This is a genomic window from Roseivirga seohaensis (assembly GCF_001592945.1).
Classification (GTDB): Bacteria; Bacteroidota; Bacteroidia; order Cytophagales; family Cyclobacteriaceae; genus Roseivirga; species Roseivirga seohaensis.
The window spans coordinates 89,163-113,413 of the sequence record NZ_LRPB01000045.1 but is presented as its reverse complement, the minus strand read 5'-3'; the positions used below and the strand labels follow the sequence as shown (position 1 = coordinate 113,413).

General features: G+C 38.4%; 23 protein-coding genes. 18 read left to right on the top strand and 5 right to left on the bottom strand.

The genetic code is table 11. The annotated features are described in order from the left end of the window. Position 1 precedes the first annotated feature (1 nt). A complete protein-coding gene (locus tag AWW67_RS12340) occupies positions 2 to 580 on the top strand; it encodes a YqaA family protein (RefSeq protein ID WP_053222639.1) in 579 nt (192 codons plus the stop codon). 9 nt (positions 581 to 589) lie between these two features. Here AWW67_RS12340 and AWW67_RS12335 read toward each other — a convergent pair whose 3' ends face one another. Next, on the bottom strand, positions 590 to 1,687 hold the full coding sequence (locus AWW67_RS12335; RefSeq protein WP_062302107.1) for an endonuclease/exonuclease/phosphatase family protein: 1,098 nt from the start codon (positions 1,685 to 1,687) through the stop codon (positions 590 to 592). Positions 1,688 to 1,738: 51 nt separating this feature from the next. Here AWW67_RS12335 and AWW67_RS12330 point away from each other — a divergent pair, with 51 nt between their 5' ends. Next, positions 1,739 to 2,569: a CvfB family protein gene (locus AWW67_RS12330; RefSeq protein WP_062302220.1), complete on the top strand. Its 831-nt coding sequence runs from the start codon at positions 1,739 to 1,741 to the stop codon at positions 2,567 to 2,569. A 260-nt stretch (positions 2,570 to 2,829) separates the two neighbouring features. On the opposite strand, the gene AWW67_RS12325 is transcribed toward AWW67_RS12330, so the two are convergent. Both AWW67_RS12325 and AWW67_RS12320 read right to left on the bottom strand, forming a co-directional pair. Further along, the gene (locus AWW67_RS12325) at positions 2,830 to 3,201 is read right to left on the bottom strand and encodes a hypothetical protein (RefSeq protein WP_062302105.1); all 372 of its coding nucleotides are present in this window, start codon (positions 3,199 to 3,201) and stop codon (positions 2,830 to 2,832) included. Then, positions 3,198 to 4,436, bottom strand: a complete 1,239-nt coding sequence (locus AWW67_RS12320; protein ID WP_062302104.1) for a sterol desaturase family protein — start codon at positions 4,434 to 4,436, stop codon at positions 3,198 to 3,200. The genes AWW67_RS12325 and AWW67_RS12320 overlap by 4 nt, the downstream gene beginning before the upstream one ends. Positions 4,437 to 4,612: 176 nt before the next feature. Between AWW67_RS12320 and AWW67_RS12315 the strand changes: the two genes are divergently transcribed. The 8 genes from AWW67_RS12315 (at position 4,613) to AWW67_RS12280 (ending at position 14,225) form a co-directional block, all read left to right on the top strand. Next, positions 4,613 to 6,454, top strand: coding sequence for a PAS domain-containing sensor histidine kinase (locus tag AWW67_RS12315; RefSeq protein WP_062302102.1), 1,842 nt, complete (start codon positions 4,613 to 4,615; stop codon positions 6,452 to 6,454). Between the two features lie 58 nt (positions 6,455 to 6,512). Beyond that, positions 6,513 to 7,553, top strand: coding sequence for a hybrid sensor histidine kinase/response regulator (locus AWW67_RS12310; RefSeq protein WP_053222634.1), 1,041 nt, complete (start codon positions 6,513 to 6,515; stop codon positions 7,551 to 7,553). Positions 7,554 to 7,646: 93 nt separating this feature from the next. Further along, on the top strand, positions 7,647 to 8,186 hold the full coding sequence (locus tag AWW67_RS12305; RefSeq protein ID WP_053222633.1) for a HEAT repeat domain-containing protein: 540 nt from the start codon (positions 7,647 to 7,649) through the stop codon (positions 8,184 to 8,186). A 110-nt stretch (positions 8,187 to 8,296) separates the two neighbouring features. Continuing rightward, complete coding sequence (locus AWW67_RS12300) at positions 8,297 to 8,917, top strand: 3-keto-disaccharide hydrolase (protein WP_082794034.1); 621 nt, start codon at positions 8,297 to 8,299, stop codon at positions 8,915 to 8,917. A gap of 65 nt (positions 8,918 to 8,982) precedes the next feature. Then, complete coding sequence (locus AWW67_RS12295; RefSeq protein WP_062302101.1) at positions 8,983 to 9,702, top strand: 3-keto-disaccharide hydrolase; 720 nt, start codon at positions 8,983 to 8,985, stop codon at positions 9,700 to 9,702. A gap of 65 nt (positions 9,703 to 9,767) precedes the next feature. Then, positions 9,768 to 11,096, top strand: coding sequence for a Gfo/Idh/MocA family protein (locus AWW67_RS12290; RefSeq protein ID WP_062302099.1), 1,329 nt, complete (start codon positions 9,768 to 9,770; stop codon positions 11,094 to 11,096). 184 nt (positions 11,097 to 11,280) lie between these two features. Beyond that, positions 11,281 to 11,619 carry a PadR family transcriptional regulator gene (locus AWW67_RS12285; protein WP_062302098.1) on the top strand — a complete coding sequence of 113 codons (339 nt, stop codon included), beginning with the start codon at positions 11,281 to 11,283 and terminating at the stop codon, positions 11,617 to 11,619. Beyond that, a complete protein-coding gene (locus AWW67_RS12280) occupies positions 11,616 to 14,225 on the top strand; it encodes an ABC transporter permease (protein ID WP_062302096.1) in 2,610 nt (869 codons plus the stop codon). Before AWW67_RS12285 ends, AWW67_RS12280 begins: the two co-directional genes overlap by 4 nt. 165 nt (positions 14,226 to 14,390) lie before the next feature. On the opposite strand, the gene AWW67_RS12275 is transcribed toward AWW67_RS12280, so the two are convergent. Both AWW67_RS12275 and AWW67_RS12270 read right to left on the bottom strand, forming a co-directional pair. Beyond that, entirely contained in the window at positions 14,391 to 14,882 is a 492-nt protein-coding gene (locus AWW67_RS12275) for a c-type cytochrome (RefSeq protein WP_062302095.1), read from the bottom strand. 316 nt (positions 14,883 to 15,198) lie between these two features. Then, the gene (locus AWW67_RS12270; RefSeq protein WP_062302094.1) at positions 15,199 to 15,978 is read right to left on the bottom strand and encodes a S1/P1 nuclease; all 780 of its coding nucleotides are present in this window, start codon (positions 15,976 to 15,978) and stop codon (positions 15,199 to 15,201) included. A gap of 129 nt (positions 15,979 to 16,107) precedes the next feature. Here AWW67_RS12270 and AWW67_RS12265 point away from each other — a divergent pair, with 129 nt between their 5' ends. The 8 genes from AWW67_RS12265 to AWW67_RS12230 all read left to right on the top strand — a co-directional run bounded on the left by AWW67_RS12265 (position 16,108) and on the right by AWW67_RS12230 (position 24,040). Continuing rightward, positions 16,108 to 17,034: a C1 family peptidase gene (locus AWW67_RS12265; protein ID WP_062302092.1), complete on the top strand. Its 927-nt coding sequence runs from the start codon at positions 16,108 to 16,110 to the stop codon at positions 17,032 to 17,034. A gap of 91 nt (positions 17,035 to 17,125) precedes the next feature. Further along, positions 17,126 to 17,911: a TspO-related membrane protein gene (locus AWW67_RS12260; protein ID WP_062302090.1), complete on the top strand. Its 786-nt coding sequence runs from the start codon at positions 17,126 to 17,128 to the stop codon at positions 17,909 to 17,911. A gap of 415 nt (positions 17,912 to 18,326) precedes the next feature. Next, positions 18,327 to 18,941 (top strand): Cap15 family cyclic dinucleotide receptor domain-containing protein, encoded by a 615-nt coding sequence (locus tag AWW67_RS12255; protein ID WP_062302089.1) that lies wholly within the window; start codon positions 18,327 to 18,329, stop codon positions 18,939 to 18,941. A 2-nt stretch (positions 18,942 to 18,943) separates the two neighbouring features. Then, positions 18,944 to 20,056, top strand: coding sequence for a cyclic GMP-AMP synthase DncV-like nucleotidyltransferase (locus tag AWW67_RS12250; protein WP_062302088.1), 1,113 nt, complete (start codon positions 18,944 to 18,946; stop codon positions 20,054 to 20,056). Then, on the top strand, positions 20,053 to 21,831 hold the full coding sequence (locus tag AWW67_RS12245) for an E2/UBC family protein (RefSeq protein WP_062302086.1): 1,779 nt from the start codon (positions 20,053 to 20,055) through the stop codon (positions 21,829 to 21,831). Before AWW67_RS12250 ends, AWW67_RS12245 begins: the two co-directional genes overlap by 4 nt. Continuing rightward, a complete protein-coding gene (locus tag AWW67_RS12240; RefSeq protein ID WP_062302085.1) occupies positions 21,812 to 22,297 on the top strand; it encodes a Mov34/MPN/PAD-1 family protein in 486 nt (161 codons plus the stop codon). Before AWW67_RS12245 ends, AWW67_RS12240 begins: the two co-directional genes overlap by 20 nt. Before the next feature lie 361 nt (positions 22,298 to 22,658). Then, on the top strand, positions 22,659 to 23,324 hold the full coding sequence (locus AWW67_RS12235) for a hypothetical protein (RefSeq protein ID WP_062302083.1): 666 nt from the start codon (positions 22,659 to 22,661) through the stop codon (positions 23,322 to 23,324). After that, a complete protein-coding gene (locus tag AWW67_RS12230; RefSeq protein ID WP_062302082.1) occupies positions 23,306 to 24,040 on the top strand; it encodes a DUF3307 domain-containing protein in 735 nt (244 codons plus the stop codon). The genes AWW67_RS12235 and AWW67_RS12230 overlap by 19 nt, the downstream gene beginning before the upstream one ends. Positions 24,041 to 24,251: the final 211 nt, after the last annotated feature.

Genomic DNA, 24,251 nt, shown 5'->3' with positions numbered 1-24,251 from the left:
GATGAAAAAGCAGAAAAAGGGTTTCTATAACTACTTTACTAAAAACCTGATTAAGGGCTTTTTATATTTGGCTGTTCTGGTTCTCGCCATTATACTTTTTAAGAGTTATTTTCAAGAACAGCATGACGCCATCGAGCATTGGGTTTCAGATGATTATGGGCTTATGCTCGTTATTTTCCTTATCTCCGAAATTTTCGTGGGCATATTGCCTCCAGAACTTTTTATGATATGGTCCATTGATGACCCAATTATGGTTTATACGGGAATTGTAGCTACAATGACGGTTATTTCACTCTTTGCCGGATGGGTTAATTATTGGGTTGGAAAAAAGATAAGTACTAAGAAGTTCTTTCACCGAATTTTTAAAAGACGACTACGCAAATTTCAGAGGCGCTATGAACAGTATGGGGGAGGATTTATTATTGTTGCCGCTTTAACTCCACTTCCATTTTCACTCATCAGCTTGTTTACGGGTTCAATGTCGTACCCAGCTAAAAAGTATTTCATTTACTCCTCATTCAGAATTTTAAGGTTTGTGGTATATGGAATTATAGTTTGGCAATTGGATGGTTATATTTAACCTAGAAGCTTAATAAGCTAAAATTAAGTCTAGAATGATGGGCAGGTGATCGCTATAACCTCCAATGTATTTTGGGCCTTGATAGGTTCTGAATGGTCTTCTTGCACCAGTAGCGCCTTCCATAATTAAGAAGTCCATATCAAATATTTGAGCCGTTCGATCACGAACGCGGGTTCTAGATTGTTTCAACAGTAAATTGCCAGAAACCACAAACTGATCCAGTATTCCCCATTTGTTTTCAAAACTATGAGTACCAGCCACAAACCTTAGTTCGTACATTAAATTATAAAGGTCTGTTGGTTTAAGTGTGTTAATGTCGGTGTTTACCGCTAACCCATTGAGCATACTTTCCTCATCAGGTTCGTCATTAAAGTCACCCGTAATTACAATATGAGCATTAGGGTTTAATTTAAGCAAAGAGTCTGCCTTTGTTCTAACAAACTGAGCTGCAAACATACGTTTAGGTTGTGTTTCAAATTCACCTCCAAATTTTGATGGCCAATGATTTACAAAGAAATGCAGGGTATCTTTATTAGGTAGCTCCATTACTGTATGTAAAATATCGCGTGTACGACTTGCAATGTCAAAGGGAAAATTGAGTTGGTAATATTCGTAATTCAACAATTTGAGCTTATCGGGTCTGTAAATAGCAGCCACATCAATTCCTCTTGCGTCTCTAGAGTCTTTATGTATAATTTCATATCCTAGCGATTTAAGCTGAGTAAACTGTGTCAGCGACTCTAATACATACCTATTTTCAATTTCGCAAAAACCAATTAATTCAGGGGCGTCCCATCCGCCCATCGCCAAAATAGTTTTGGCTAACTTATTCTGTTTTTCAGTATAGCGTGATTTGGTCCAATAATGATCTCCTCGAGGTAAAAACTGTTCGTCTATCGTTAAACTATCATCAAAGTAATCGAAAAGGTTTTCTACATTGTAGAAGGCAAGTCTGACCCTATCTTCATTTCTTGGACTTGGATCAAAGGATTCGCTGGCCAAATACGCTTTTTGACCATAAACATGGACAGAGATCAATAAGAAGTAACCGCATAATACAGCGTTTATTTTTTGACCATAATACCTAAAACACGATTGGTTAATCATAACTTTGTCAATCAGTGAACCAAATTAGTTAAAAGATAAATCATAATGGGCATGGAAATAGGTAAAAATCACACATTAAAAGTAGCTCGTGAAGTAGATTTTGGTCTATACTTAACTAATGGCGAAGAAGATATTCTTTTGCCAATGAAATATGTGCCTTCCGATACCAGTATTGGAGATGAAATTGAAGTCTTTGTTTATGTTGATTCACTTGGCCGACCTGTAGCGGTTACTGCTCAACCCTTAGCTAAAGTAGGTGATATTGCAAGTTTAGAAGTAAAACAAGTCACCAGTGTTGGCGCATTTATGGACATAGGTTTAGAAAAGGACTTAATGGTTCCTTTTAAAGAACAAGGTCAAAAAATGGAAGTGGGTAGAAAGTACGTTGTTAAGGTGTTACTAGATTTTAAAACTAATCGAATGATTGGAACCTCTAAGATCGGTCCTTTTCTTAGCCAGCATCATGATGAACTACAAGAAGGAGAGGAGGTAAACATTTTAATTTGGCAAGAAACAACTTTGGGTTATAAGGTAATCATCAACAAAACTTTTCAAGGCTTGATTTTCCATAACGAAATCTTTGACCACGTTGAGCTTGGTGATGAGCGGACTGCCTTTGTAAAGGCCATTAGAGAAGATGGTAAAATAGATATTTCGCTACAAAAGCAAGGTTATGAAGCCGTAAAGGATATGAGCCAGCTGGTGTTGGATAAAATTAAAGCTACTGGTAGCTTGGCATTAGGAGATAAAAGCAACCCAGAAGAAATTAAGTATAAGCTGGGTATGAGTAAAAAGAACTTCAAGAAAATTTTAGGAGGCTTGTATAAAGCTGGTCAAATAGAAATTTTTGATCACGAGGTGCGTTTAAAAGCGGAAGGTTAGCCTGAGGAGAGACTAACCTTCACATAAACTACCTATAAAACTAAAACTAACTTAAACTTAGTTTAATTAAACTAACACACTCCATTCGAAAACAGAGGGCTTAAAGCTTGTTAGTACCTATCATTGCTAGATTGATAGGTACCATTAAATTAGGTAATTTTCCCGAATTGTAAAATATTATTTTATAATAAATAGAATAACGGATTTTTTAGGTGGTAATGCCGCGTTTTACAGCTGTTATTAGGAAAATCCATTTATCGCTACTTAATATCAATTTCGTTGGCTATGCCCATTGCAGTAAAACGAATCGATAATTTTCTAGGGTTTTCCGAAGGTTGGTCGCACTTAGGAGAAGGATCAATATAGTACCAATAATAAGTTTGACTTCGTTCGTAAAGTTCTTCAGCATCGGGCTTACCCAATACTTCTATTATTGATTTATGATATAAGGCCAATAGTTTCGGTTTGATTTTAATTAAGTCCTGTACCATTTCAGACCTCTGATTCAAACAGCCGTTTTGATCTCCAATCCATTTTACAGAATCGAAATCACCAACTTCTGCTTTTTTTGTACAAGCTGTGATTAGTAATGAGAATGAGAGAATAATTACAACCAGTTTTGATGACTTCATTTCAATTGGGCTTTGGCTGGCAAAGGTACTTTGCGCACCAGCATCAACCAAATTTGAAACATGATAAGAATAGCGGCAGCTACTGTAATCATTATGGGATCGGGATTAAGGCCAAAAAATGCATAGAACGCTGTGAGTGCTAAAAAAATCAACCTTAACGATTCCATGGCGAAACCCCAATTACGGTTTTCAAATAAAGCACCAAAGCTTACTACCGAGTAAATAATAACTCCCGCAAAAATTAGCTTATCTGAGGTGCCCATCTTATCTAAATTGAAAAGGAACATGGCTGTTCCGGCCAGTAAAATGATGTACTGCACCAATACATAAACGTTTAGTTTGGCAGCAGTATGGGTGTCAAATTTTCTATACTTAATTAAATCAACTTCTTCTGGTGCTCTATATCCACCCATGTAATCTGGTAACCAGCCTGGCTTTTCAAAAACATATCTGAACTTATCACTCCACTTTGGAATAGTTTTGACATCACTCCACATGTCGGAATAATGCGCAATATTTGCCCAAATAGGGTTCCAACTGTTGAGGTTTTTTGTGATACCGTAAACAGGTCTTTCTTCTTCAGCTTTAAATGTGCCGAATAGTTTATCCCAAACTATAAATGTTCCAGCATGGTTCTTATCGATGTATTTTGGGTTTCTGGCATGATGAACCCTATGATGTGATGGCGTATTAAAAATTGCCTCAAACCAGCGAGGAAGTTTGTTGATCGACTCGGTATGTATCCAGAATTGATATAGCAAATTGAACCCTGAAACCGAAACTAAAAGAATAGGGTGAACACCTGCAATAGCCATGGGTATATAGAAGGCAAATGTCCAAATAGTTTGGGTTGAACTCTGCCGCAAGGCAACAGAAAGGTTATATTCTTCACTTTGATGATGCACGCTGTGGCCACCCCAAAACAAATTTACTTGATGACTCATTCTGTGAGCCCAGTAATAGAAAAAGTCGTAAGCTATAAATGCCATTATCCAGACAAGAGCTGAGTTTGGCAATTCTATTATTCTAAATTTCTCAAATATTAAAGTATAAACTCCTATGCTCAATACTTTGAGAAAAGCCCCTGTTACTTGTGAGGTTACACCACAATTAATATTTGTTATGGCATCATTAAGGCGGTATGATTTTACTGCTTGAACGCGATGTACAATGAGTTCAATTCCTATCAAAAGAAAATAAACGGGTATAGCAATAACGGTCGGGTCAATTATCATACTGTAACGATCAGTTTCCTAATGTATAACCTTCGGTAATAAGTTTCAAGCGTTTTTAAACATAAGTCCTATTGTGGTAATTAAGCAATCATTACGCAAAATTGAGTGTGATTTTGTGCTTAAATATGCTTATGTTTAGTTTAATTTATAATGCTAGTCAATGATCGACACTTTTTATGAAAGTCATTTTTAACCAAATCTTTAACAACCCAGTAATAGGCATTGCTCTCATAAATAGTGAAGGTAAGATAATTAAAGCAAATAAGACTTTCTCTAGTTTACTAGGTTACGCTAACGAAGAGTTGGTAGAGATGAATTTCGCGCAGATTACTCACCCTGAAGATATAAAGTATAACAAAGAGTTACTTAATAGTTTGATTCGTGGGGAAATTGATCAATATAAGATTAGTAAAAGATATATTACAAAATCAGGAAAAGTGCTTTGGGCAGAGCTTAGCGTATTTATGGGAGAAAAGATGGATGGTCAGAAGACTGTTATTTCTTTTGTAAAAGATGTTTCTGAAGCCAAGTTGCTTCAAGATGAAATCAAAGATCAGCAGACGAAAATTCAGGGCATTTTTGACAATACGTTTCAGTTCATTGGGTTGATGAAGACCGATGGAACGCTCATTGAAGTAAACAAAGCCATTACTCGATTTTCCGGCAAAACCAGAGATGAGCTTATTGGGAAAAAAATATGGGAAATTTCTGATTTATATCAAGAAGAGGAAGATAGAACAAACCTTATTTCATCGGTTCAAAAGGCTGCAAAAGGCGAGTTTATAAGGTTTGATGCTCATGTGATTGGTGCTAATGTTAGAGAGACCGTTGATTTTTCGATACGCCCAATCCTTAATGAAAAAGGAGAAGTAACTTTACTTATTCCAGAAGGCAGATTAATAACTGATCGTTATCAACTTCAGCATAAACTCAAAAGCAAAACCCGCCTTCTTGAAACAACCGAACAACTTTCGAAAGTAGGAAGTTGGGAATGGTTTGTATCTACTGATGATTTATATTGGTCAAAAGGCACCTATGATTTATTTGAAAGAGAATATAACCCTGATAAAATTCTCTCTGTACAGAACTATATTGACTACATTCATGCAGATGATTTAAAAAGAATTCAAAAAGCCATTGAAAAAACCGTAACCAATGGAGTAGACTTCAATGTTGAGCATAAAATCAAAATAGGAGAGAAGGTAAAACATATTCACGTAAAAGGAGAGTGTGTATTTGATAAATCGGGTAATGTAATTGTTGTTAGAGGGGCAGTAAAAGACCACACATTAGACATCCAGATTCAAGAATCTATGATGTTATATAATGAGCTTCTAGAAAAGAAAAATGATGAACTAAAGCAATTTGCCTACGTTGCCTCACACGATCTACAAGAACCTTTAAGAACCATTACCAGCTTCATTCAATTGCTCAGAATGGAAATTGGTGAAGTTGACGAGAACTGTGAAAAATACTTAGAAATTATTGAAAAAGGGGCTGGACGCATGAAAGGCCTTATATCGGATCTACTTTCTTTTTCAAGACTAGAAAACAACGATTTGATAATTGAAATGACGGATCTTGATGCCATGTTTCGTGAATTAGAGCAGGACCTCGCTACGAGTATCAATGAATCCAAAGTCAATATTACTACAAAAAACAAACTACCAACTCTACAATGTGACTCGAGAAGAATCAACATTCTTTTTCAGAACTTAATTTCAAATGCCATCAAGTTTAAAAAAACGAATTCTACTCCGGAAATTCGCATAGATTGGAAGCTGAATGAAGGAGTATATTTATTTGAAATATCTGATAACGGAATTGGAATAGCCCCTGAGTACCATGAGTCAATTTTTGAGCCTTTCAGAAGACTACATTCAAAGGTTCAATATGAAGGAAATGGTATAGGTTTGGCGCTATGTAAAAGAGTCGTTAATCAACATAATGGCCAAATCTGGATTGATTCTGAAAAAGGAGTGGGCACAACTTTTTATTTTACTATACCAAAAGCATAGAAAATTGCCGATAGACATAAATCTATTAGGCCAAACTACGAACTTAAAATAATGTACTATGGACATTTTACTCATTGAGGATAATGAAAATGATGTATTTCTTTTCAATGAATACCTCCGATTGATAGGGCTTTCAGATTCCAATGTGACTGCACTTTCTACTTCATTAGAAGTAAGAGAGTTATTAAAAAATGAAACATTTGACTTGGCTTTTCTAGATTTAACGCTGCCCGACACCACCGGTATTCAGAGCTTTGAGTCACTTATGAGTTGTTCACCGAAGTTTCCAATTATAGTTCTTACTGGCCTTGAAGACCAAGAAACAGCAAAAGAGATTATCAAGAGCGGAGCCCAAGATTATTTAGTCAAAGGAGTTTATCAACCAAAAGACTTAATGAAATCTATTGAATACTCTATTGAACGACATCAATGGTACATGGATAGGTATAAAATGGAGCGGAATTACGTTAATGCCATTATTAAAGGGGCGGAAACAGAAAGAACAAGGATTGCCAGAGATTTGCATGATGGAGTGGTTCAAACTTTAACAATAAGCTTGCTGACCTTAGATTTACTGATTAAGAAAAGCCAAAATGTAAATGAAGAGTACAGTGCTCTTATGGATAAAACTAGGAAGCATTTAAAGAATTCCGTAGACGAGGTTCGAAATATAGCTCATTCACTTGTACCTAATGCTTTTCAGAATATCGGAATGAAGCTAGCATTGAATGAATTGATGGAAGATATTCGTTCACTGGCCAGCATAAAAGTTGACTTTGAATATCAAATTGATTCTGACCAAATATCGGATGATAAATACATGACTATCTATAGGGTTATGCAGGAAGTATTCAATAACATGATTAAGCATGCGCAGGCCACGCACTGTCTCGTTTCTATGACTCAACAAGAAAACATTGTCAACATTCTGATTAAAGACAATGGTTGTGGGTTCGATCTGTCAACTATTAAAAAAACTAAATCAACATTTGGGATTAATAATATTGACAGCAGAATAAAGCTGCTGAATGGTACATGCATTCTTAAGTCGAAAAAGGGAGAAGGTACTTCCTATGAGATCAGCTTTCCAATGTGTTAAAGACCAATAGTGTTGCTTACACAATTACTCGTTTGTTGATCAATTGTGCTTACTAGTATTTTATGTAATTTCGAAACCTAACCAATCCTTCAAATGACCATAGAAATCACTAATGCACTGAAAGAACTCACAGGCGAGCTAAACGACAAAAGCTTCAACGCTTCAAATTATTTAGGAAGTATTGGTTCTGAAGAAGTAGTAAATGCAATGATTGCTTTGCTCAACGATCCTAACCCTGAAACACGCTTTATGGCTGCCAGAACCTTAGGCTTGGTGGAAAATAATTCAGCGGCTTTATCCCCACTTTTCGAAGCATTTGATAAGAAAGAAAACAAAGAAATTCTCGGTGATCTTTTAATGTCTCTTGAAGGATTTGATGTAAGCAATAATTACGTAGACCTTTTTAAACTCTATCTTTTTGGAAGCTTTAAGGTGTCAAAAATAGCCGAAGACTTACTTGATCATAAAGAATTTAATATCACACCTCGTGTGTTAAAAAAAGCGCAGAAGCATTGGGCACATTATTCTAATAATGTAAAACAAGACGAAGCTTTTGCCCTTCAAAAAATCGAAGTCGAACAAAGGCTAAATGATTTGAAGAGTTTTTTAGAGAATCTCGAAAGCGAGAATTAATTGTGATTTAACCAGTCAGCTATTTTCTTTCGTTTTTAACCGAGTAATTCTTTACATTCAGCGCTAGATATTTTTTTCAATTTGCCCATAGGCCAAACTAGATACGCTTTATGAGATTTAATCCCAAATATTCGATTGCTACAATCGCTTTATCACTCTTTTTTGCAGGATGCACTCCAAAATCAAATACCATTGAATTATTCAACGGTGAAAATTTAGATGGTTGGGTGAATCACGGTGAAGAAAAATGGTATGTAGAAGATGGACTGCTGGTTTGCGAAAGTGGCCCTGCTGCCCAATACGGTTATCTTTCTACGGAAGACTTTTATGATGATTTTGAATTGACACTTGATTTTAAACAAGAAGCCAACGGCAATAGCGGAGTGTTTATCCGATCGACTGTTGAAGGTACTAAAGTGAGTGGATGGCAAGTAGAAGTAGCTCCTCCTGGTGATAATACGGGTGGTATTTACGAATCTTATGGGCGTGGTTGGTTAATTCAACCTGATCCGGAAAAAGACAAAGTATTAAAAATGGGAGAGTGGAATACCATGAAAATTAGAGTGGAAGGGCCTGAAGTTACCACTTGGCTAAATGGTACTCAAATGGTACACTTAGTAGATGAAAAAATTGGTGCTGGAAAGGGCGCAGTAGCACTTCAGATTCACGATGGCGGAGGAATTAAAGTAAGCTGGAAGAACATAAAATTAACCCCGATAGTGACAGAATAAACTTCTTGGCATTGTTTCCTCGAAAACTAATCAAAACCATAATTTCAAATACAACAACCTTAAATATGAAAAAACTCTTTCTACTTACATTTTTAGCAGCCACTGTTTCGGCTTGTAGTACTAATTCTCAAACTGAAGACGATGGCTGGATTCACCTATTTGACGGCACCACCACAGAGGGTTGGAGGGCATATAATGGAGATAAACTTCCTCCACAATGGGTTATCGAAGATGGTGCACTGACCTTCGATACCGAAAAACGATTAGAATCTGACCACCAAGGAGGAAAAGATATTATTTATGCTGCAGAAGAGTTTGACAACTTTGAATTGTATTTAGAATGGAAAATTCCAGAAGGTGGAAACAGTGGTGTTTTCTATCATTTGAAAGAAGGCATTGAAGGAGGTCCAGCAGCTGTAGCTCCTGAATACCAATTGTTAGATGACCTTAAATGGGAGGAAATCAATAATGCCAAACTCCAAGAATGGCAAAAGACAGGTGCAGATTACGCCATGCACTTACCTGATACTACTCAAAAAATTGTAAAGCCAGCAGGAGAGTGGAACACAACAAGAATTATTTTCACCCCAGAGCGAGTAGAGCATTGGTTGAATGGGAAAATGATTGTGTCTTTTGTGCCATGGTCAGACGATTGGTATGAGCGAAAATCTGCTGGAAAATGGAAAGATTACCCAAAATACGGTTCGTTCAAAACAGGCTATATCGGTTTACAAGACCACGACAGTCCGCTTTGGTTTAAGAACATCAAAATCAGAAAACTATAATTAATTTCTTTATTGACTCATTCTTTCATTTATCAATTAATTAATTCCCTCATTAATTCATTATTATGAACAAAAGAGACTTTTTAAAAAGCGCTGCTATAATTACCTCAGCTTCTATGTTGCCCTCATCTCTTTGGGCTTTAGCTAAGAACGATAAACTTAGAACTGCCCATATTGGAGTAGGAGGAATGGGTATGGAAGATTTGAAAGCCATCGCATCGCACCCCGCGGTAGAAGTTACTGCCCTTTGCGATGTAGACGCTAAAAATCTGGCCGCTGCGCTTAAAATGCATCCCAAGGCTAAAACCTATACTGATTATCGTCAAATGTTGAAAGAGATGGGAAGTGACATTGATGCAGTTGTGGTTTCTACACCAGACCACACACACGCACCTGCTTCAATGATGGCCATGGAAATGAATAAGCCTGTGTATTGTCAAAAACCATTGACCCACCACGTTACTGAAGCCAGGGCCATGCGTAAAATGGCAGAAGAAAAGAACATAGTTACCCAAATGGGTATTCAAGTGCATTCATTTTATGATTACAAATTAGGAACAGCCTTAATACAATCAGGTATAATCGGTAAAGTAAAAGCTGTGCACGCTTGGTCTCCAAAGAACTGGGGTTTTGATGGTCCAGCCCCTGAAGGAAGCGACCCTGTGCCTGATACTTTAGATTGGAACCTTTGGTTAGGAACAGCCCCTGAAAGACCTTACAAAGAAAGAGTTTATCATCCAGGGAACTGGAGAAAAATTATGGATTATGGCTGTGGTACGTTAGGAGATATGGGCGTACATATTTTCGATACTCCTTACAATGCCTTGGCCTTAGATATTCCAAAAACTATTCGCACTAAATGCCGAAAACCAACAGGTTTTGGCTTTCCAGAAAACAATATTGTTACTTACGAATTTCCAGGAACAGAATATACCACCAAGAAATTTAAATGGGTTTGGTACGATGGCCCGGGAGCGCCTAAAAACCATAAAGATCTAAAATTGCCAAATGGCGACCAGCTTCCTGACCAAGGAGCTATGTTTGTGGGCGAGAAGGGGAGACTTTTATTACCGCACTTTATGCAATTACCTAAGCACATTGTGAAAGGTGAATATGTGGATATAGATTTGGAGCCTTTCTCAAATGTAGGTAGTCCTACGGAAGACTATGGTGCAGAGAGTAAAAAGCATTATCACCAGTTTGTGGATGCTTGTATGGGGAAAGATCAGGTTAGCGCACCATTTTCATACGCTGCTCGACTGACAGAAACAATACTATTAGGTGTTATTGCTGGTCGATTCCCAAACAAAAAGCTACACTGGAACAGCCAAACTGCCCGTTTTAAAGAAGAAGAGGCCAATGCCTTTTTAGATGGTGAGTATCGAAAATTCTAATGGACTTCGGTTCATTTCCTAAAAACTTATTTTCTTACTTAGAGTCCCAGTCGAATCAACGGCTGGGACTTTTTTGTTGTGCTAAACTGTATACATTATAGCCAACCGTATTCACTTTTATTAAAACTGCAATTGCGAATAAAATAGTTTTACATATATTTACTGCAATTACGATTAATATAAAATGAAGAAAACAAAACTTGGTGAATTTGAAGAGTTGGTGCTACTGACTGTGCTAGTTTTAAGAGAAGAGGCTTATGGAGTTGAAATTAAGCGCGATTTGGAAGTTCGTTTAAAAGAATCATTAAGCGTAGGTTCAGTTCAATCAGCATTAAAGCGACTAGAAGAGAAGGGTTATTTAGATTCTGAATTTGGAGAAGCAACCCAGAAAAGAGGGGGTAAGCGCAAACGAATTTATACCGTAACCGCATCGGGCTCAAAAGTACTGAACGAAATGAAAGATATTCGCGCTCAATTGTGGAACGCAATTCCAAACGTTTCAGTAAGTTTTCAAAATTTATGAATTCCAAAGAGCATATATACCCACCTAAATGGCCACTTAAACTTCTTCGAGGCTTGGTCAAGCCTCGATATTTAGAAGAGATTGAAGGAGACATGGAAGAGGTTTTTACAGATTACCTAGAAGCGTATTCTCCTGCCCGTGCCAAAAGGCGATATATCATAGAAACACTCAAACTATTAAGGCCCAGTCTGCTCCGTGGAATGTCTGGTTCCTATCAATTAAATTATTTCGGCATGTTTAAACTAATGGTCAAAAGCGCAACAAGAAACTACATCAAACACAGAATGGTAGCCACCATGAGCCTTCTTACGCTCATTTTTGGGGTCGTTTGTTTTCAACTAATTAATGCTTGGCTTCAAAATGAGCAAAGCATGGATCAGTTTCATGGCAAGTCAGATCGAATTCACATTGCTGTAGCAAAACTGAATCCCAAGGCTGAATTATCACCGCTACATGTTCAACGAATCTTCAATCTAGATTACAGTAAGTTTCCGCAAATAGAGAAAAGCCTGATTGTACATACTTATGGGGAAGATGAAATCAAGCTGATTAAGGATGAGGTTGCATTTGGAGGGAAAGCATTGATTGCAGACAGCACATTTTTCGATTTCTTTGATTTTGAATTGATTCGAGGCGATGAATTAGTTTTGAACGATCCAAGTAGTATTGTTCTCACTCAGGAATTTGCAGAACGTGTTTTTGGTAACGAAGACCCAATGGGCAAATTGGTTTCAATCCGCTGCGACCAAACGGGCACCTATAAGGTAGCTGGAATAACAGCCAATATTCCTTCAAACAGTTCTATTTCTTTTGATTTTATAGTTCCAAGGCAATCAAAGCGCTTTTGGCGAAGAATGCCGCAAGATTTGCTCTTGGCAAATTATAGTTTTGATCGGGAGGCTTTCAATCAGCAAATTGAATCATTAGGCAGGGAAAATGCCCGCTTCCCTGAAAGCCAAATTTCCACCATACCCTTGAATACGGTCTATAATGATCGCCCCTTTAATATTTCACTTTTTGCGAAATATGGCGACAGCACCAGCTTTCAGACCATGCAGTTTGTCGCTGCTATCATTTTCCTTATTACGCTCATCAGTTTTGTGAATTTACAATCTACACTGCAACTGACTTTAGTAAAGAAGCTCGGAGTAAAACAGGTGATGGGTGCGAGTAAATTCGACCTTGGTTTTGAGGTGGTGGTGAGTAGGCTACTCTATTTTTTAGTAGCCTCAGGAATGGCTTTTCTGCTTTATCAATTTACCTTCCCATGGTTTGTAAATACAATAGGACTTTCTCTGGATCCTAATCCAGTACGTAACCTCTTCAACTTACTGACATCCATAGGTGTTATCGTAATAATTTCGATTATCACTTCACTTATTCAAATTTCTAAAATTAAAACGATGCAGGCCATTTCGGGGGAAGCGAATATGCTCAAAATTCCCCGTTCACAACGGGTAATGACGACCATACAGTACAGTGTAACTGTATTGCTTTTGGTTGCAACTTCGGTGGTGTTTCTTCAACTGCGTTTTATGCTGAATAAGGACACAGGCTTGAATCAAGCCAACATTATTAAAACTGACTTTTTTGAATTGTCGCCTAATGGCGCACAAGACAGTTTAGCTCAGCAAAACATGGAGCGCCAGTTTCAATATGTGATGTCGCGCATCGAGGAACAACCTAATGTTTTGGCTGTTTCGCAAGGAAGTATGCCTAATGATATTGCCTATCAAAACGATTGGAAAGTTGTGGGTTCGCAGGATGGTTACAATTCTGTTAACAGCATGTCTGTTGATCCACATTACAGAGAATTGTTCGGTTTACAGTTGGTCAAAGGTCGCTTTTTTACTGATTCGTTGGATACGAACAACTCTCCAAAACTGGTGATTAACGAGGCTGCCATGAAATATTGGGGCATCGATGATATTGGCCAAGTAAAGCTTACTACTAATTCTCGCTCCAATGAATCAGTGAGTTATACAATTATTGGTGTGGTAAAAGACTACCATTATGAACACCTATCGCAAAAAATACGCCCCTTAGTGCTTTCTTACTATACCTATATGGACAGCGATATACTGATTCGTGTAAAGCCAGAAAAGCAAGCTGAGGTGCTTGCGTTTTTAGAAGGTTTGTTTCAAGAAATCAATCCAAAAGCTTTTTTCACCTATACCACTATGGAAGATCAAATTGCTCAGCAGTACTCAAAAGAGCAACAGACAGGCAAAATCTACTTGGCATTAAGCATCGTTGCGTTACTGTTGTCTTCAGTAGGTTTATTCACGTTTGCTTTTCACGAAACCAAGCGTAGGACCAAAGAAATAGGCATTAGAAAAGTAAATGGAGCCAATGCTAGCAATGTGTTCTGGCTTTTGAGCCGTTCATTTCTGAACTCTATAATCATTGCTTTCATTCTAGCCTGCCCTGTGGCGTGGTATTTAATGAAACAATGGCTCGATAATTTTGCCTATCGCGTTGCCATTAGTTGGTGGGTTTTCGGTTTGGTAGGGCTTGTGGTAACTATGGTTGCCTTAATTGCGGTTAGTTGGCAAACCCTGAGAGTCGCTTATCTCAACCCGGTCGATTCACTGAGGTATGAATAAAAAAATGTAGGTCACGGTATTTATTGGACTGTTCAAGTACATAATTCACTTTATAAACCTCTTTTAAGCTTGAAGTTGAGTAAAAACGAAACCGCGATAGACGCTCACTTTGGTAACAAAAAAAGATCCTAGAATTAAAGAAATAGCTATTAGTTGGCTATTTCTTTAATTCTTATCCGTGCCATGCATATTTTCTTCGTGCTTCGCAAACCAATCAGGAGCTGCAAGCTCATTATCATAAATAAAAGCAACAATCGCCTTAATTTGCTCATCAGTTACTGGCGGCTTAGGCATTAATCCAAACCGTCTTATAGGTCCCTTCATCAATGCAGATTCTTCATTCGGATTCATAACGAATGCAGCCATGCGTTCCACAAAACCGTCACGACCTTCAGTAGCATTTAAGTAATGCTGTTTTACACCAACGAGGGGCGGAGCGAGCATTTCATCATGCGACCCACTTTTTGGGTTATGACAGGCATAACAAACTGTTGTAAGCAGGTTAGCGGCATCAATATTCGCCATAACCTCTGTGGGTTGATCGGTCGAGTTTTGAGTCTCTTCTGTGCTAACATCGCTTTTACTATTACAGCCCAATGCTGATAACATAGCTGTAAATAATAGGCCTAAGGCCAAAAATATGTTTTTCTGTTTCATGTAATTTAATGTCTCATCAAGTTGAAAAAAATCTGCTAACGCAGCCCGAAGTAAATAGACACATTTCTAATTTAAAAGTGAGTAACATTTGTTACCAAATAGCAGACATGACAGGCCACCACGCTGAGCTTTCCATTCTTCAAAATTCAGCTCCAAAACCTAAGTAGAGAAGTGCTTGCTATGCATAGGGCTTGATTATCAAGTAGCCCTCCCTATACACAACAAAACCCTTGAGGCTAGCCCCAAGGGTTCAACATAAATTATTTAAAAACCGTCAACCTATTTTGGGACGGAACACAATAAGAATGTGATTGGCTTACTTATAAATATCATTTATAATGCCTGCCAAACGAACTCCCGCTTGGGCAATTCTAAGTTCTAGAATATCGAAGTACTTATAAGAGTATTCGTAACTCAACCTTCCATTTTCAGGAATATCATAAATCTTATCGCGGTAGCTCATTGATTCCATTGCCCAATCACGAACCGTAGCCGATTGCCATTCTTTAACCTGCGCTTTGGTAGGGTGGTTTACCACATCCGCAAACTCGGTATAGCTGTATTGTTTGCCCTCAATCATACGGCTGTCCCAAACGCTGTGTAAGTTGGTGTTGCTGCCAAACCATTCCACTTTAGTGTCATTTCCGCCTCTGTCTTTTCCATTGCCCACGTGCATCGGTTGGTGAATATCGCCCACAAGGTGCACAAGGAATTTAAGGTTAGTCGCTTCTTGCTCAGGCGTAAGACCACCCGCTTTCAATTCCCTAATTATTTTTTCAATGGCCCAAACTACATCACCACCTTCCTGAGTAGGAGCGGTTTCGTAAGTCATTCCATCAGGAATGGTGCAATAATGCCAAGGGTTGGCATAGCTGTACGAACGGTCCGATTTAATATCGTCCATCCAAGTACTAACAACGGCCAGGGTTTCATTGCCCAAAACTCGTTTTACATGCTTCTGCGCCTTTTTTGTTAACATGCCATCAGCAATATGACCTACGGCACGGTGCCCAATTTGCCCCCAAAAAACGGTTTCGTCTTTAAGCGTATGGCCGCTGAAAATAAATAGTGCGGCTAGTAATAAAATCTTCTTCATAAAATCGAAATACTTTCAAGTGCAAGATTATAAAAATTCAATCGCTTCTGCATTACTGAATTATCATGACAAGATGAATAAAGTTTGAAATAACCGAATTATCTAATAGATTCAGTAAAAATTACTTTTATGAAAACACTGTTCAATTTTTTTGGTATTGCTCTTCTCTTTTGGGGTGGAATTGAAACTTCCAAGGCACAGCAATTGAAAATCGATTATCGCTCCTATCAGTCGCCTGTAAAAAATCAAGGCTACCGAGGTACTTGCACTGCTTTTGCCGTGGCTGCGGCTTTAGAAATTTTACCAGGCGCCCCGAAAGACATCAGTGAAAAATACATTTATGGCATTCGTAAAATGGTAGAATGGGACATGGGGGAAGGCAATATTACCGCTGGCGATTTTGTAGCCAATTATGCCATTGGTTTGGCCAAATACGGACTCATCAACGAATATGAATTGCCTTACAGCCCCATTTATACAGAATGGTCTGACTTTGATTCTAACCTGAGGAAAGTGATTTTAGAAGGCGATATTGGGCCGGTTTCTTTAATGGCGCAGTATGTTCCGAAAGCCAAAGTTTTTGTAGGCGAAAATCAATCGAAGGTTTTTAGTGTGGAAGAGCGAAGAGATATTAATCTGATTCGTCAATTGCTACTCCAAGGCCACAAAGCCATACCCGTGGGGTATACGGTGTATGCTCCGCAATGGCAGAATAATTCTGGAAAGCCAGAAGATAGGCTAAGGCTGGAAGGCTCGGGCTTTGCCATTAAGGGCATTAGCTCGAATATCACTATGGACGCAGCTAAGCGGCTGTATGGCGATGAACTACTGCCGAAAATTCATAAAGGCGAACTGAAAGTAGTACGCACCGACCCAAACCCAAAAGCTTATGGCGGACACGAAGTAGTAATTGTAGGTTTTGATAGCGATGGCTTTATCCTGAAAAACTCGTGGGGAACTGATTGGGGCGATGGTGGCTACTTCTATATCAGCAATGAGTTCCACCAGCTTTTTGTTAACGAAATGGCCGTTTTTTATGGGGTGACGAGTAGGTAGGAGCCTTAACCCGTTTCCATAATGGTAATGCCATTTTTAAACAAGCGCGATCAATTATGGGTTTGGAGTTCAAAACAGAAAAAACCATCAAATGAAAAAGACCTACGCCATCCTCAATACCCTAGTCATCTTTGCTGTTATTTTTTGGAACTACTGGAGCAATACTGCGGGCATCAATGGAAATACGGTAGGGGGCTTAAGTGCTGAGTATGTCAACCTATTTACGCCTGCAGGTTATGCTTTTTCCATTTGGGGGATCATCTTTATTGGCCTTATCGTTTTGGGGATCCATCAGATTAAACTGGCCTTTACCAACTCAGACTACTGTGACAGCATCTTAAAAATTGGCCCTTGGCTGATCATTGCCAACTTTGGTAATGCGGCATGGCTGTGGTTTTGGTTGAATGAACAAACAGGCATCAGCGTGATGGTAATGTTTTTGATCTTGTTTTCCCTGGTTCAGATTATTCTGAGGTTAAACATGGAGCGCTGGGATGCCCCTTTAAAAGTAATTGCTTGGGTTTGGTGGCCCATCTGCGCCTATAGTGGCTGGATAGCCGTGGCTACCATTGCCAACATTGCCGCTTATTTGGCTAAAATAGGTTGGGAAGCTGTTTTTGGTGAACTCACATGGACCCTAATTATGATTTCTGTGGCCGGACTACTTAACCTTTTTATGGTCTATACCCGCAATATGCGTGAGTTTGCTGTGGTAGACATCTGGGCCATCACCGCCATAGCTGTAAGACATTGGGGCGAAATGCCGAGCATACAATGGACGGCTGTTTTTTGGATTGTAGTACTGACCATTGCCGTAAGCGCCCATGCTTATAAAAACCACGAGACAAATCCTTTTAGAAAGTTGGTAAGTAAGTGATTTGATGTAAGATCAGATGGAAAGCCTAAATACGAAGTGGCAATGGAGGCTACTTTTATGTGAGAAAGAGTTTCACCAGTTTTTCGTCAACGAAATGGCCGTTTTTTATGGGGCGACTGGGAGGTATATTGAAGTAAGTACCCATGCCTATAAAAGCCGTAACACAAATCCTTTCTAGTTAAGACTGAAATATGTCATCTGTGAATAGCCGCTGTCAGTAATTCTGACATATTTGGTAAAAAATGGTTTTTATGCAACATTATTCTAGATGTCACTGAAATTGTGTCATGAAAATCTGTAATTCTCATGTTAACCATAGATTGGCACTATTACTGATATCAACAGCTCATGAATTTGACACAACATACTATTAAAGTAGGAGGTGAAAGTACTTTTTCATTTTTTTACAACTCGTATGAATAACGGGTACTTCAAATATTATAAATCTGGAGTTCTCGTAACTCTTCTAGCAATACTGGCAGTAGTACTGTATTTAGCCAAGGACTACTGGGGTCTTTCAATTTCCATAGTTTCGGTAATAACAGGTTTGCTGTATGTTATTGATAAGTGGCTTTGGAACACCAAATTTTTTTCATGGATGTTTTGGGTTGATGATTTCTCAGGAAGATATGAAGGCCAATTAGAGTATGAATTCCGTGATGAGAATTGTCAAGTGAAGAAGGGTGTTTTGAAGCATGTTAAGATCATCCATCAGACAGGTAGCAAAATCTCCGTTGTATCATTCACAATAAAGACTGATGGCTCGCCATCTTCACTTTCCGAAAGTCAAGGCATGTATGTTGAGAAAACCAACGGTGACAAACACTTCAACCTGATTTACTCATATCTAAATCAAGGTAGTCAGGAACAAGGTTTTCCTCCACATTACGGAACCGAAATAATTAAGGTGATCGGTACAAATGACAAGGTATTGTCTGGGAGATATTTTACAGAAAGACTTCCATATAGCACTAAAGGAAAATTCATCGATTTGAAATGGGTAAGTAAGAACGAACAACATGATTTTTAAAAATGGCGAACACACATAATTTATTTGAAGAGTACAATAGGGAGATTAAGCTTGATGGGGATAGGAGAGGCCTGTTAAAAGTGAGACGAGATGATCTTAGATCCAGAATAAAAGGAGGATTTAGAGAACTGAAACAAGAGAAACAGCTACTGCTAGAAGGTCTGAATATAACCATCGAAGAGGAGATGGAGTTTCAGAGTCAAGGTTCCTATGTGATGGATACGATCATCAATCCTAGTAGAAAAGAAGACGAATACGATATTGATGACGGTGTTTATTTTATGGGTAGTCGAGACCGTTACAGCAGACCTGATCCTGAAGCCTTTCATGAATTTGTGATACAGTCCATCAAGAAAGGAGAAAGTAAGAATACAATTGAGGAGATAGAAGACCGAAGTACGTGTGTCAGGGTGAAATATAAGGGTGTCAACGGAGATTTCAACTATCATGTAGATCTTCCTATATATTATGCAATAAACGTCAAGGAACCAGACCTTGCTGATACTAAAGATGGATGGTACACAAGCAACCCCATCGAATTCATAGTTTGGTTTGAAGACTTGGTTCAATCCGGATTTAAGGCTGAATTTATTTTGGAAAGCAAGTTCTTTGAAGAAGAATATAAAGAGTGGTTAAATGACCGAAGAAAGGCAGATCATCAGCTTCGGAGAATCGTACGGTACCTAAAAGCATGGGGTGATCATTTGAAAGGAGATATGCCACCAGGAGTAGTAATGACAATACTGGCGGGCTCTGATTCAAATTTTGCTGGAGGTGATCGGGATGATGTAGCCTTGCGCGACACTTTGGTCAACATTAAAAATTGGCTAGAACTTAACGGTTTTAAATGTCCCCGGCCTACTACTCCAAAAGGTGAGGATTTATTTAGAGGCTATTCAGATGAAAAGAAGGAGTACTTCCGAAATGTACTTAACAGTTTTATTACTAGTGCGAATCAGGCGCTTGAAAACCCCAACCAAAAGGACGCTAGTCTAAAATGGCAAAAACATTTGGGAAGTCGGTTTCCGACTCATTTGGCAAAAGATGAAATTGAAGGAGCTAAGACCTATTTAGCATCTCCGGTGATAAAAAGTAACAATTCAAGGAGTGCATGATTAGTCATGAAGAGGCAAAGAAAGTAGCTTATGAAAGTCTAAGCCGCATAGAGAATGTTCGAATTCTTTCTGAAAAGGAAGCGCAGAAAGTTCTACCTGGTTCTAAATTAGATATATGGGAGGTTTCTACAGAAGTTACTGGTCCAGATGTGATGCAGCAAGACGTAAAGTTGAATCTCATATTCCTTCCAGATTTTCCGCTATCACTTCCAAAGGTGATATTAGGAACTGATGATTATGAAGGCATCAAATACATTCCTCATGTTGATGTAAGTCGCTTGGTTTGCACTTATGACAATCAAGCGCAGCCTGACCCTGACCTTCCTGGAGAAGTCGTAATTGAAACTTTACGGAAAGCCAAGAGGATCATTGAAGAAGGTATTAATGGCACCAACAAACCCGACTTTGACGATGAGTTTGCAGCATATTGGGAGGGCGAATATTCTAATAAAGACACAGTCCTCACAAATCTTCTCCTATTAGTAGAAGTACCATTGAACCCGAATATTAAACTAATCTCGTTAGAAAATCCTGCGAATAGAATATCTTACGTGATTCATCAGGAAGAGGGTATTGCCAGAAGGTTTAAGGCCTTTCTTAATAATCACGGCAGAAAATTCAAAGAATCTCAGGCCTTCTTTCTTGGAAACCTTACAGGTGAATTTACCCCACCATTCGACCTAACCAATAAGGATGTAATTGAATTGGTCAAAAAGGAGACTCCTGAGAGTTTCGATGCATATAAAGCTTTTCTGAATAGCCAGGAGTACCCTAAACTTATTATGTTCTCAAAACTGTTAAGTAGCGAACAGAGGTATTTTGGTTGGTCACACAATCGCCCTAAGCTTAATCGAAATGGATTTCGGTCAGGCTCACTGACGGCATTCCAAGCATTTTCTACCTTTCAATATAGTGAGCCGGTAAAGAGAATCAGCCCAGAATTATTCAATTCAACAAGGTTGCAGAAAAGGAGTTCGGGGCGGAATTCTAAAACCGTAAACTCCATTATTTATTCAATTGCAGGTGTAGGGAGCATAGGGTCGAACCTCATTCATTTTCTAAAAAGTCATCCAAGTGCAGAGTTTCGTCTAATCGATAAAGAAATTCTAAAAGTTGAAAACCTCGGCAGACACTTCTTAGGCTTTGATTATTTGAATAAGAACAAGGCTTTTGGTTTAGAAGGTTTTTTGAAAGAAAATAATCCAACGAGAGAAGTAACTGCTAGAGATGTTTCGATACACAGAGTTGTTGAAAATGAGCCTGAGTATGTAAATGAATCAAACCTTTTGATCGTATGTATTGGTGAAGAAAATATTGAGAAATGGATAGCAAGTAAACTAGCAGAAAACATTATAAAAATCCCGATCCTGTTTGTTTGGGTTGAACCATATCTGGTTGGTGGGCATTGTGTTTACATTACACCAAATCATAACAATTATGGTAGCCTATTCGATGAGAATGGTCTGTTTAAATTCAACGTTATTAGTAGTACAGAGTATCTATCGAGTAATCCCGCTCTCTCATCGAAGGAGGCTGGATGTCAAACTAATTTCACCCCTTATTCGGCTGATCAAGTATTGAGTTTTTTAGGTGCTCTTTATCCACATATTTCAAAAATCATTGCGAATGGTGAGCCGAATGCCAAGTCTTTTACTTGGGTTGGGGATAAAACTATTTTGAATAATTTCAATCTTCAAGCATCAGATTATGGAAAGGGATTAATAGAAGGTTCAATAAATTATAATTTGCTAGGTGATGATGGAAATTCAGATTGAAGAATACCAGATTTACATTTTGGATTCCGTTTTGGAGATAATGGGGAATTACAAGCAGACTGACCGTAAATCTCCAGAAGCTGGAGGTGTACTTTTAGGTCAGGTAAAGAACAATAGAGTTTACATTATGAAGGTATCTACGCCTTCAATTCGGGATAGATCAAGTCGCACTTCTTTTATAAGAAACAAGAAAGTTGCTCAGAGTATCATTGATTACGAGTTTACGAATAGTAAAAAAAAGACAATCTATCTTGGAGAATGGCATACGCACCCTGAAAAGCACCCTAAACCATCTGGGGTTGATCTAAAGATGATCTTTGATCAGTATAAACGAAACAACTTAAACGAACCCTTTCTGCTTCTGATTATTCAAGGAACCGGGGGGCTTTACATCGGATTTGTTAACAACAACGGATTAACTGGAATAAATATAAACGATCAATTCCACTGCAAATGTAAAAGCTAGAAAAAGTTACTCGCCTGACCACCCCAATAAGTCTGATGAGTTTGTTTAAGGTTAACCCCTTTTCCTCCTCGCCAAAAGCACCGCGCCAATAATTATTAAAAGTGTGCCTATACTGAAGAGCATAATCAAATAGGACATATTGCGCTGGATGACCACAAAGTCGGCAATGCCAGCGGCTTCAAATAACCATTCGTCTGCTAGGGCGGAAACCTTAATTACAGCAGCAATTACAGGTCAGATCAATATAATAGAGATACAAGAAGCTGAGTAAATAAAACCGCTAGAGGTTCTATTACTTGTTTAGAACCTTTAAAGGTTATATTCTTTGTTTATAACGTAAGAAGGTTATAAATTCAAGGCTATGAAGATAGTTGCTGCTGTTATTACGGGTGATATTATTAGGTCTACGGATATAGAAGGTGATTTCAGAGAGGTTTTACACCGAATAGCGAATGACATAAGAGATCAAATAGATCAACAATTCCTAATTGATGTTTATAGGGGAGATAGTTTTCAAGCCATTTCTAAAAAGCCTGAGCAAGGTTTATTGATGCTCCTTTTAATAAAAGCAGGGCTAAAAAGACAACAGACAGAAAGGAATAATCAAACCATACAATGGGACGCTCGAATGGCTATGGGCATAGGTAAGCTGGAGCATTACCCTGAATACAATCAGCTACGCGAGCTAAGTGGAGCACCTTTTACCAGGTCGGGTAGGAGTTTAGACAGTATGAAAGAAAAGAATAAAGAGATAACAATTGTTACTGGTGAAGAGCAACAAGACAATGAGCTTAAAGCAGTTTTACCCATGGTTGAAGCAATTGTTGCAAGATGGACAACCGCTCAAGCCAATGCAGTTTACCTAAACCTGCTCTACCAAGGCATCACACAAAAAGAGATAGGAGATAGACTAGGAAAAACACAGGTAGCTGTAAGTAAAAGTTTAGACATCAGTAGAATAGATGCATTGATGCCCTATATCAAACGGTTTGAAACTCAGACACAACAATGGACTCACCAGAAATAGCAATACTCCTTAGGTTAATAATAGCTCACCTCTTGGCCGATTTTGTTTTTCAAACCAACGGCATGGTCAAAGGCAAGAGGGAAAAAGGCCCAAGGTCTTCCCAATTCAGGTGGCACCTAGTCATCGTAGCGGTGTTGACTTATCTCTTTATAGCCGACTGGGCGAATTGGTGGGCACCAATGGCCATGGCAATTGCGCATGGTATTATTGATTGGATAAAAATCAGTATTAAGAAAGATAACATGTGGATTTATCTAGGTGATCAATTTGCTCACTTTATCAGCATTATCTTGCTATGGATGCTGTTAATACCAAAACCATTCGCAGCAATGATTGATCTAAGTTCCTTTGAATTTCATTCAACGTTCCTCATAATCGCTATTGCATACATTATAGTAGCTCTTCCTTCAGGTGTACTGATTGGCTACCTCACCAAATCATGGCAAGAGCAATTAAGCGATAAACAAAACCAAGAAAGCCTAAAAGATGCAGGCAAATGGATTGGCATAATAGAACGACTACTCATTTTAACCTTTATCATTTTCAACCAATGGGAACCTATAGGCTTTTTATTAGCAGCAAAATCAGTTTTTCGATTTGGAGATTTAAAGAAAGGTAAAGAACAAAAGAAGACAGAGTACATATTAATCGGGACGCTGTTAAGCTTTACGCTCGCTATTTTTATTGGCTTGCTCGTTCAACTGATGATTAATTAGTCGCTTCTATTGTTTTTGACCATCTAAGCTCTTTTCCTTCTCGCTAAAACGACTGCGCCAATAATTATTAAAAGTGTGCCTATACTGAAGAGCATAATCAAATAAGACAACTAGGGTAGTAGCAATATTAGGGCTGTCCATTTCTAAACAACAAATACCAAAAAGCAATTATCAAAGGTTTCGACTTCAATACATCCACACTCCAACACCT

Excerpts from the sequence above, each read along its gene's own strand:
- AWW67_RS12230 (WP_062302082.1), top strand. The coding sequence starts at position 23,306 with ATGGACTCACCAGAAATAGCAATACTCCTTAGGTTAATAATAGCTCAC.
- AWW67_RS12300 (WP_082794034.1), top strand. The coding sequence starts at position 8,297 with ATGAGATTTAATCCCAAATATTCGATTGCTACAATCGCTTTATCACTC.
- AWW67_RS12320 (WP_062302104.1), bottom strand. The coding sequence starts at position 4,436 with ATGATAATTGACCCGACCGTTATTGCTATACCCGTTTATTTTCTTTTG.
- AWW67_RS12265 (WP_062302092.1), top strand. The coding sequence starts at position 16,108 with ATGAAAACACTGTTCAATTTTTTTGGTATTGCTCTTCTCTTTTGGGGT.
- AWW67_RS12330 (WP_062302220.1), top strand. The coding sequence starts at position 1,739 with ATGGAAATAGGTAAAAATCACACATTAAAAGTAGCTCGTGAAGTAGAT.
- AWW67_RS12340 (WP_053222639.1), top strand. The coding sequence starts at position 2 with ATGAAAAAGCAGAAAAAGGGTTTCTATAACTACTTTACTAAAAACCTG.
- AWW67_RS12335 (WP_062302107.1), bottom strand. The coding sequence starts at position 1,687 with ATGATTAACCAATCGTGTTTTAGGTATTATGGTCAAAAAATAAACGCT.
- AWW67_RS12295 (WP_062302101.1), top strand. The coding sequence starts at position 8,983 with ATGAAAAAACTCTTTCTACTTACATTTTTAGCAGCCACTGTTTCGGCT.
- AWW67_RS12290 (WP_062302099.1), top strand. The coding sequence starts at position 9,768 with ATGAACAAAAGAGACTTTTTAAAAAGCGCTGCTATAATTACCTCAGCT.
- AWW67_RS12315 (WP_062302102.1), top strand. The coding sequence starts at position 4,613 with ATGAAAGTCATTTTTAACCAAATCTTTAACAACCCAGTAATAGGCATT.
- AWW67_RS12325 (WP_062302105.1), bottom strand. The coding sequence starts at position 3,201 with ATGAAGTCATCAAAACTGGTTGTAATTATTCTCTCATTCTCATTACTA.
- AWW67_RS12305 (WP_053222633.1), top strand. The coding sequence starts at position 7,647 with ATGACCATAGAAATCACTAATGCACTGAAAGAACTCACAGGCGAGCTA.
- AWW67_RS12310 (WP_053222634.1), top strand. The coding sequence starts at position 6,513 with ATGGACATTTTACTCATTGAGGATAATGAAAATGATGTATTTCTTTTC.
- AWW67_RS12285 (WP_062302098.1), top strand. The coding sequence starts at position 11,281 with ATGAAGAAAACAAAACTTGGTGAATTTGAAGAGTTGGTGCTACTGACT.
- AWW67_RS12235 (WP_062302083.1), top strand. The coding sequence starts at position 22,659 with ATGAAGATAGTTGCTGCTGTTATTACGGGTGATATTATTAGGTCTACG.
- AWW67_RS12260 (WP_062302090.1), top strand. The coding sequence starts at position 17,126 with ATGAAAAAGACCTACGCCATCCTCAATACCCTAGTCATCTTTGCTGTT.
- AWW67_RS12240 (WP_062302085.1), top strand. The coding sequence starts at position 21,812 with ATGATGGAAATTCAGATTGAAGAATACCAGATTTACATTTTGGATTCC.
- AWW67_RS12245 (WP_062302086.1), top strand. The coding sequence starts at position 20,053 with ATGATTAGTCATGAAGAGGCAAAGAAAGTAGCTTATGAAAGTCTAAGC.
- AWW67_RS12255 (WP_062302089.1), top strand. The coding sequence starts at position 18,327 with ATGAATAACGGGTACTTCAAATATTATAAATCTGGAGTTCTCGTAACT.
- AWW67_RS12250 (WP_062302088.1), top strand. The coding sequence starts at position 18,944 with ATGGCGAACACACATAATTTATTTGAAGAGTACAATAGGGAGATTAAG.
- AWW67_RS12275 (WP_062302095.1), bottom strand. The coding sequence starts at position 14,882 with ATGAAACAGAAAAACATATTTTTGGCCTTAGGCCTATTATTTACAGCT.
- AWW67_RS12270 (WP_062302094.1), bottom strand. The coding sequence starts at position 15,978 with ATGAAGAAGATTTTATTACTAGCCGCACTATTTATTTTCAGCGGCCAT.
- AWW67_RS12280 (WP_062302096.1), top strand. The coding sequence starts at position 11,616 with ATGAATTCCAAAGAGCATATATACCCACCTAAATGGCCACTTAAACTT.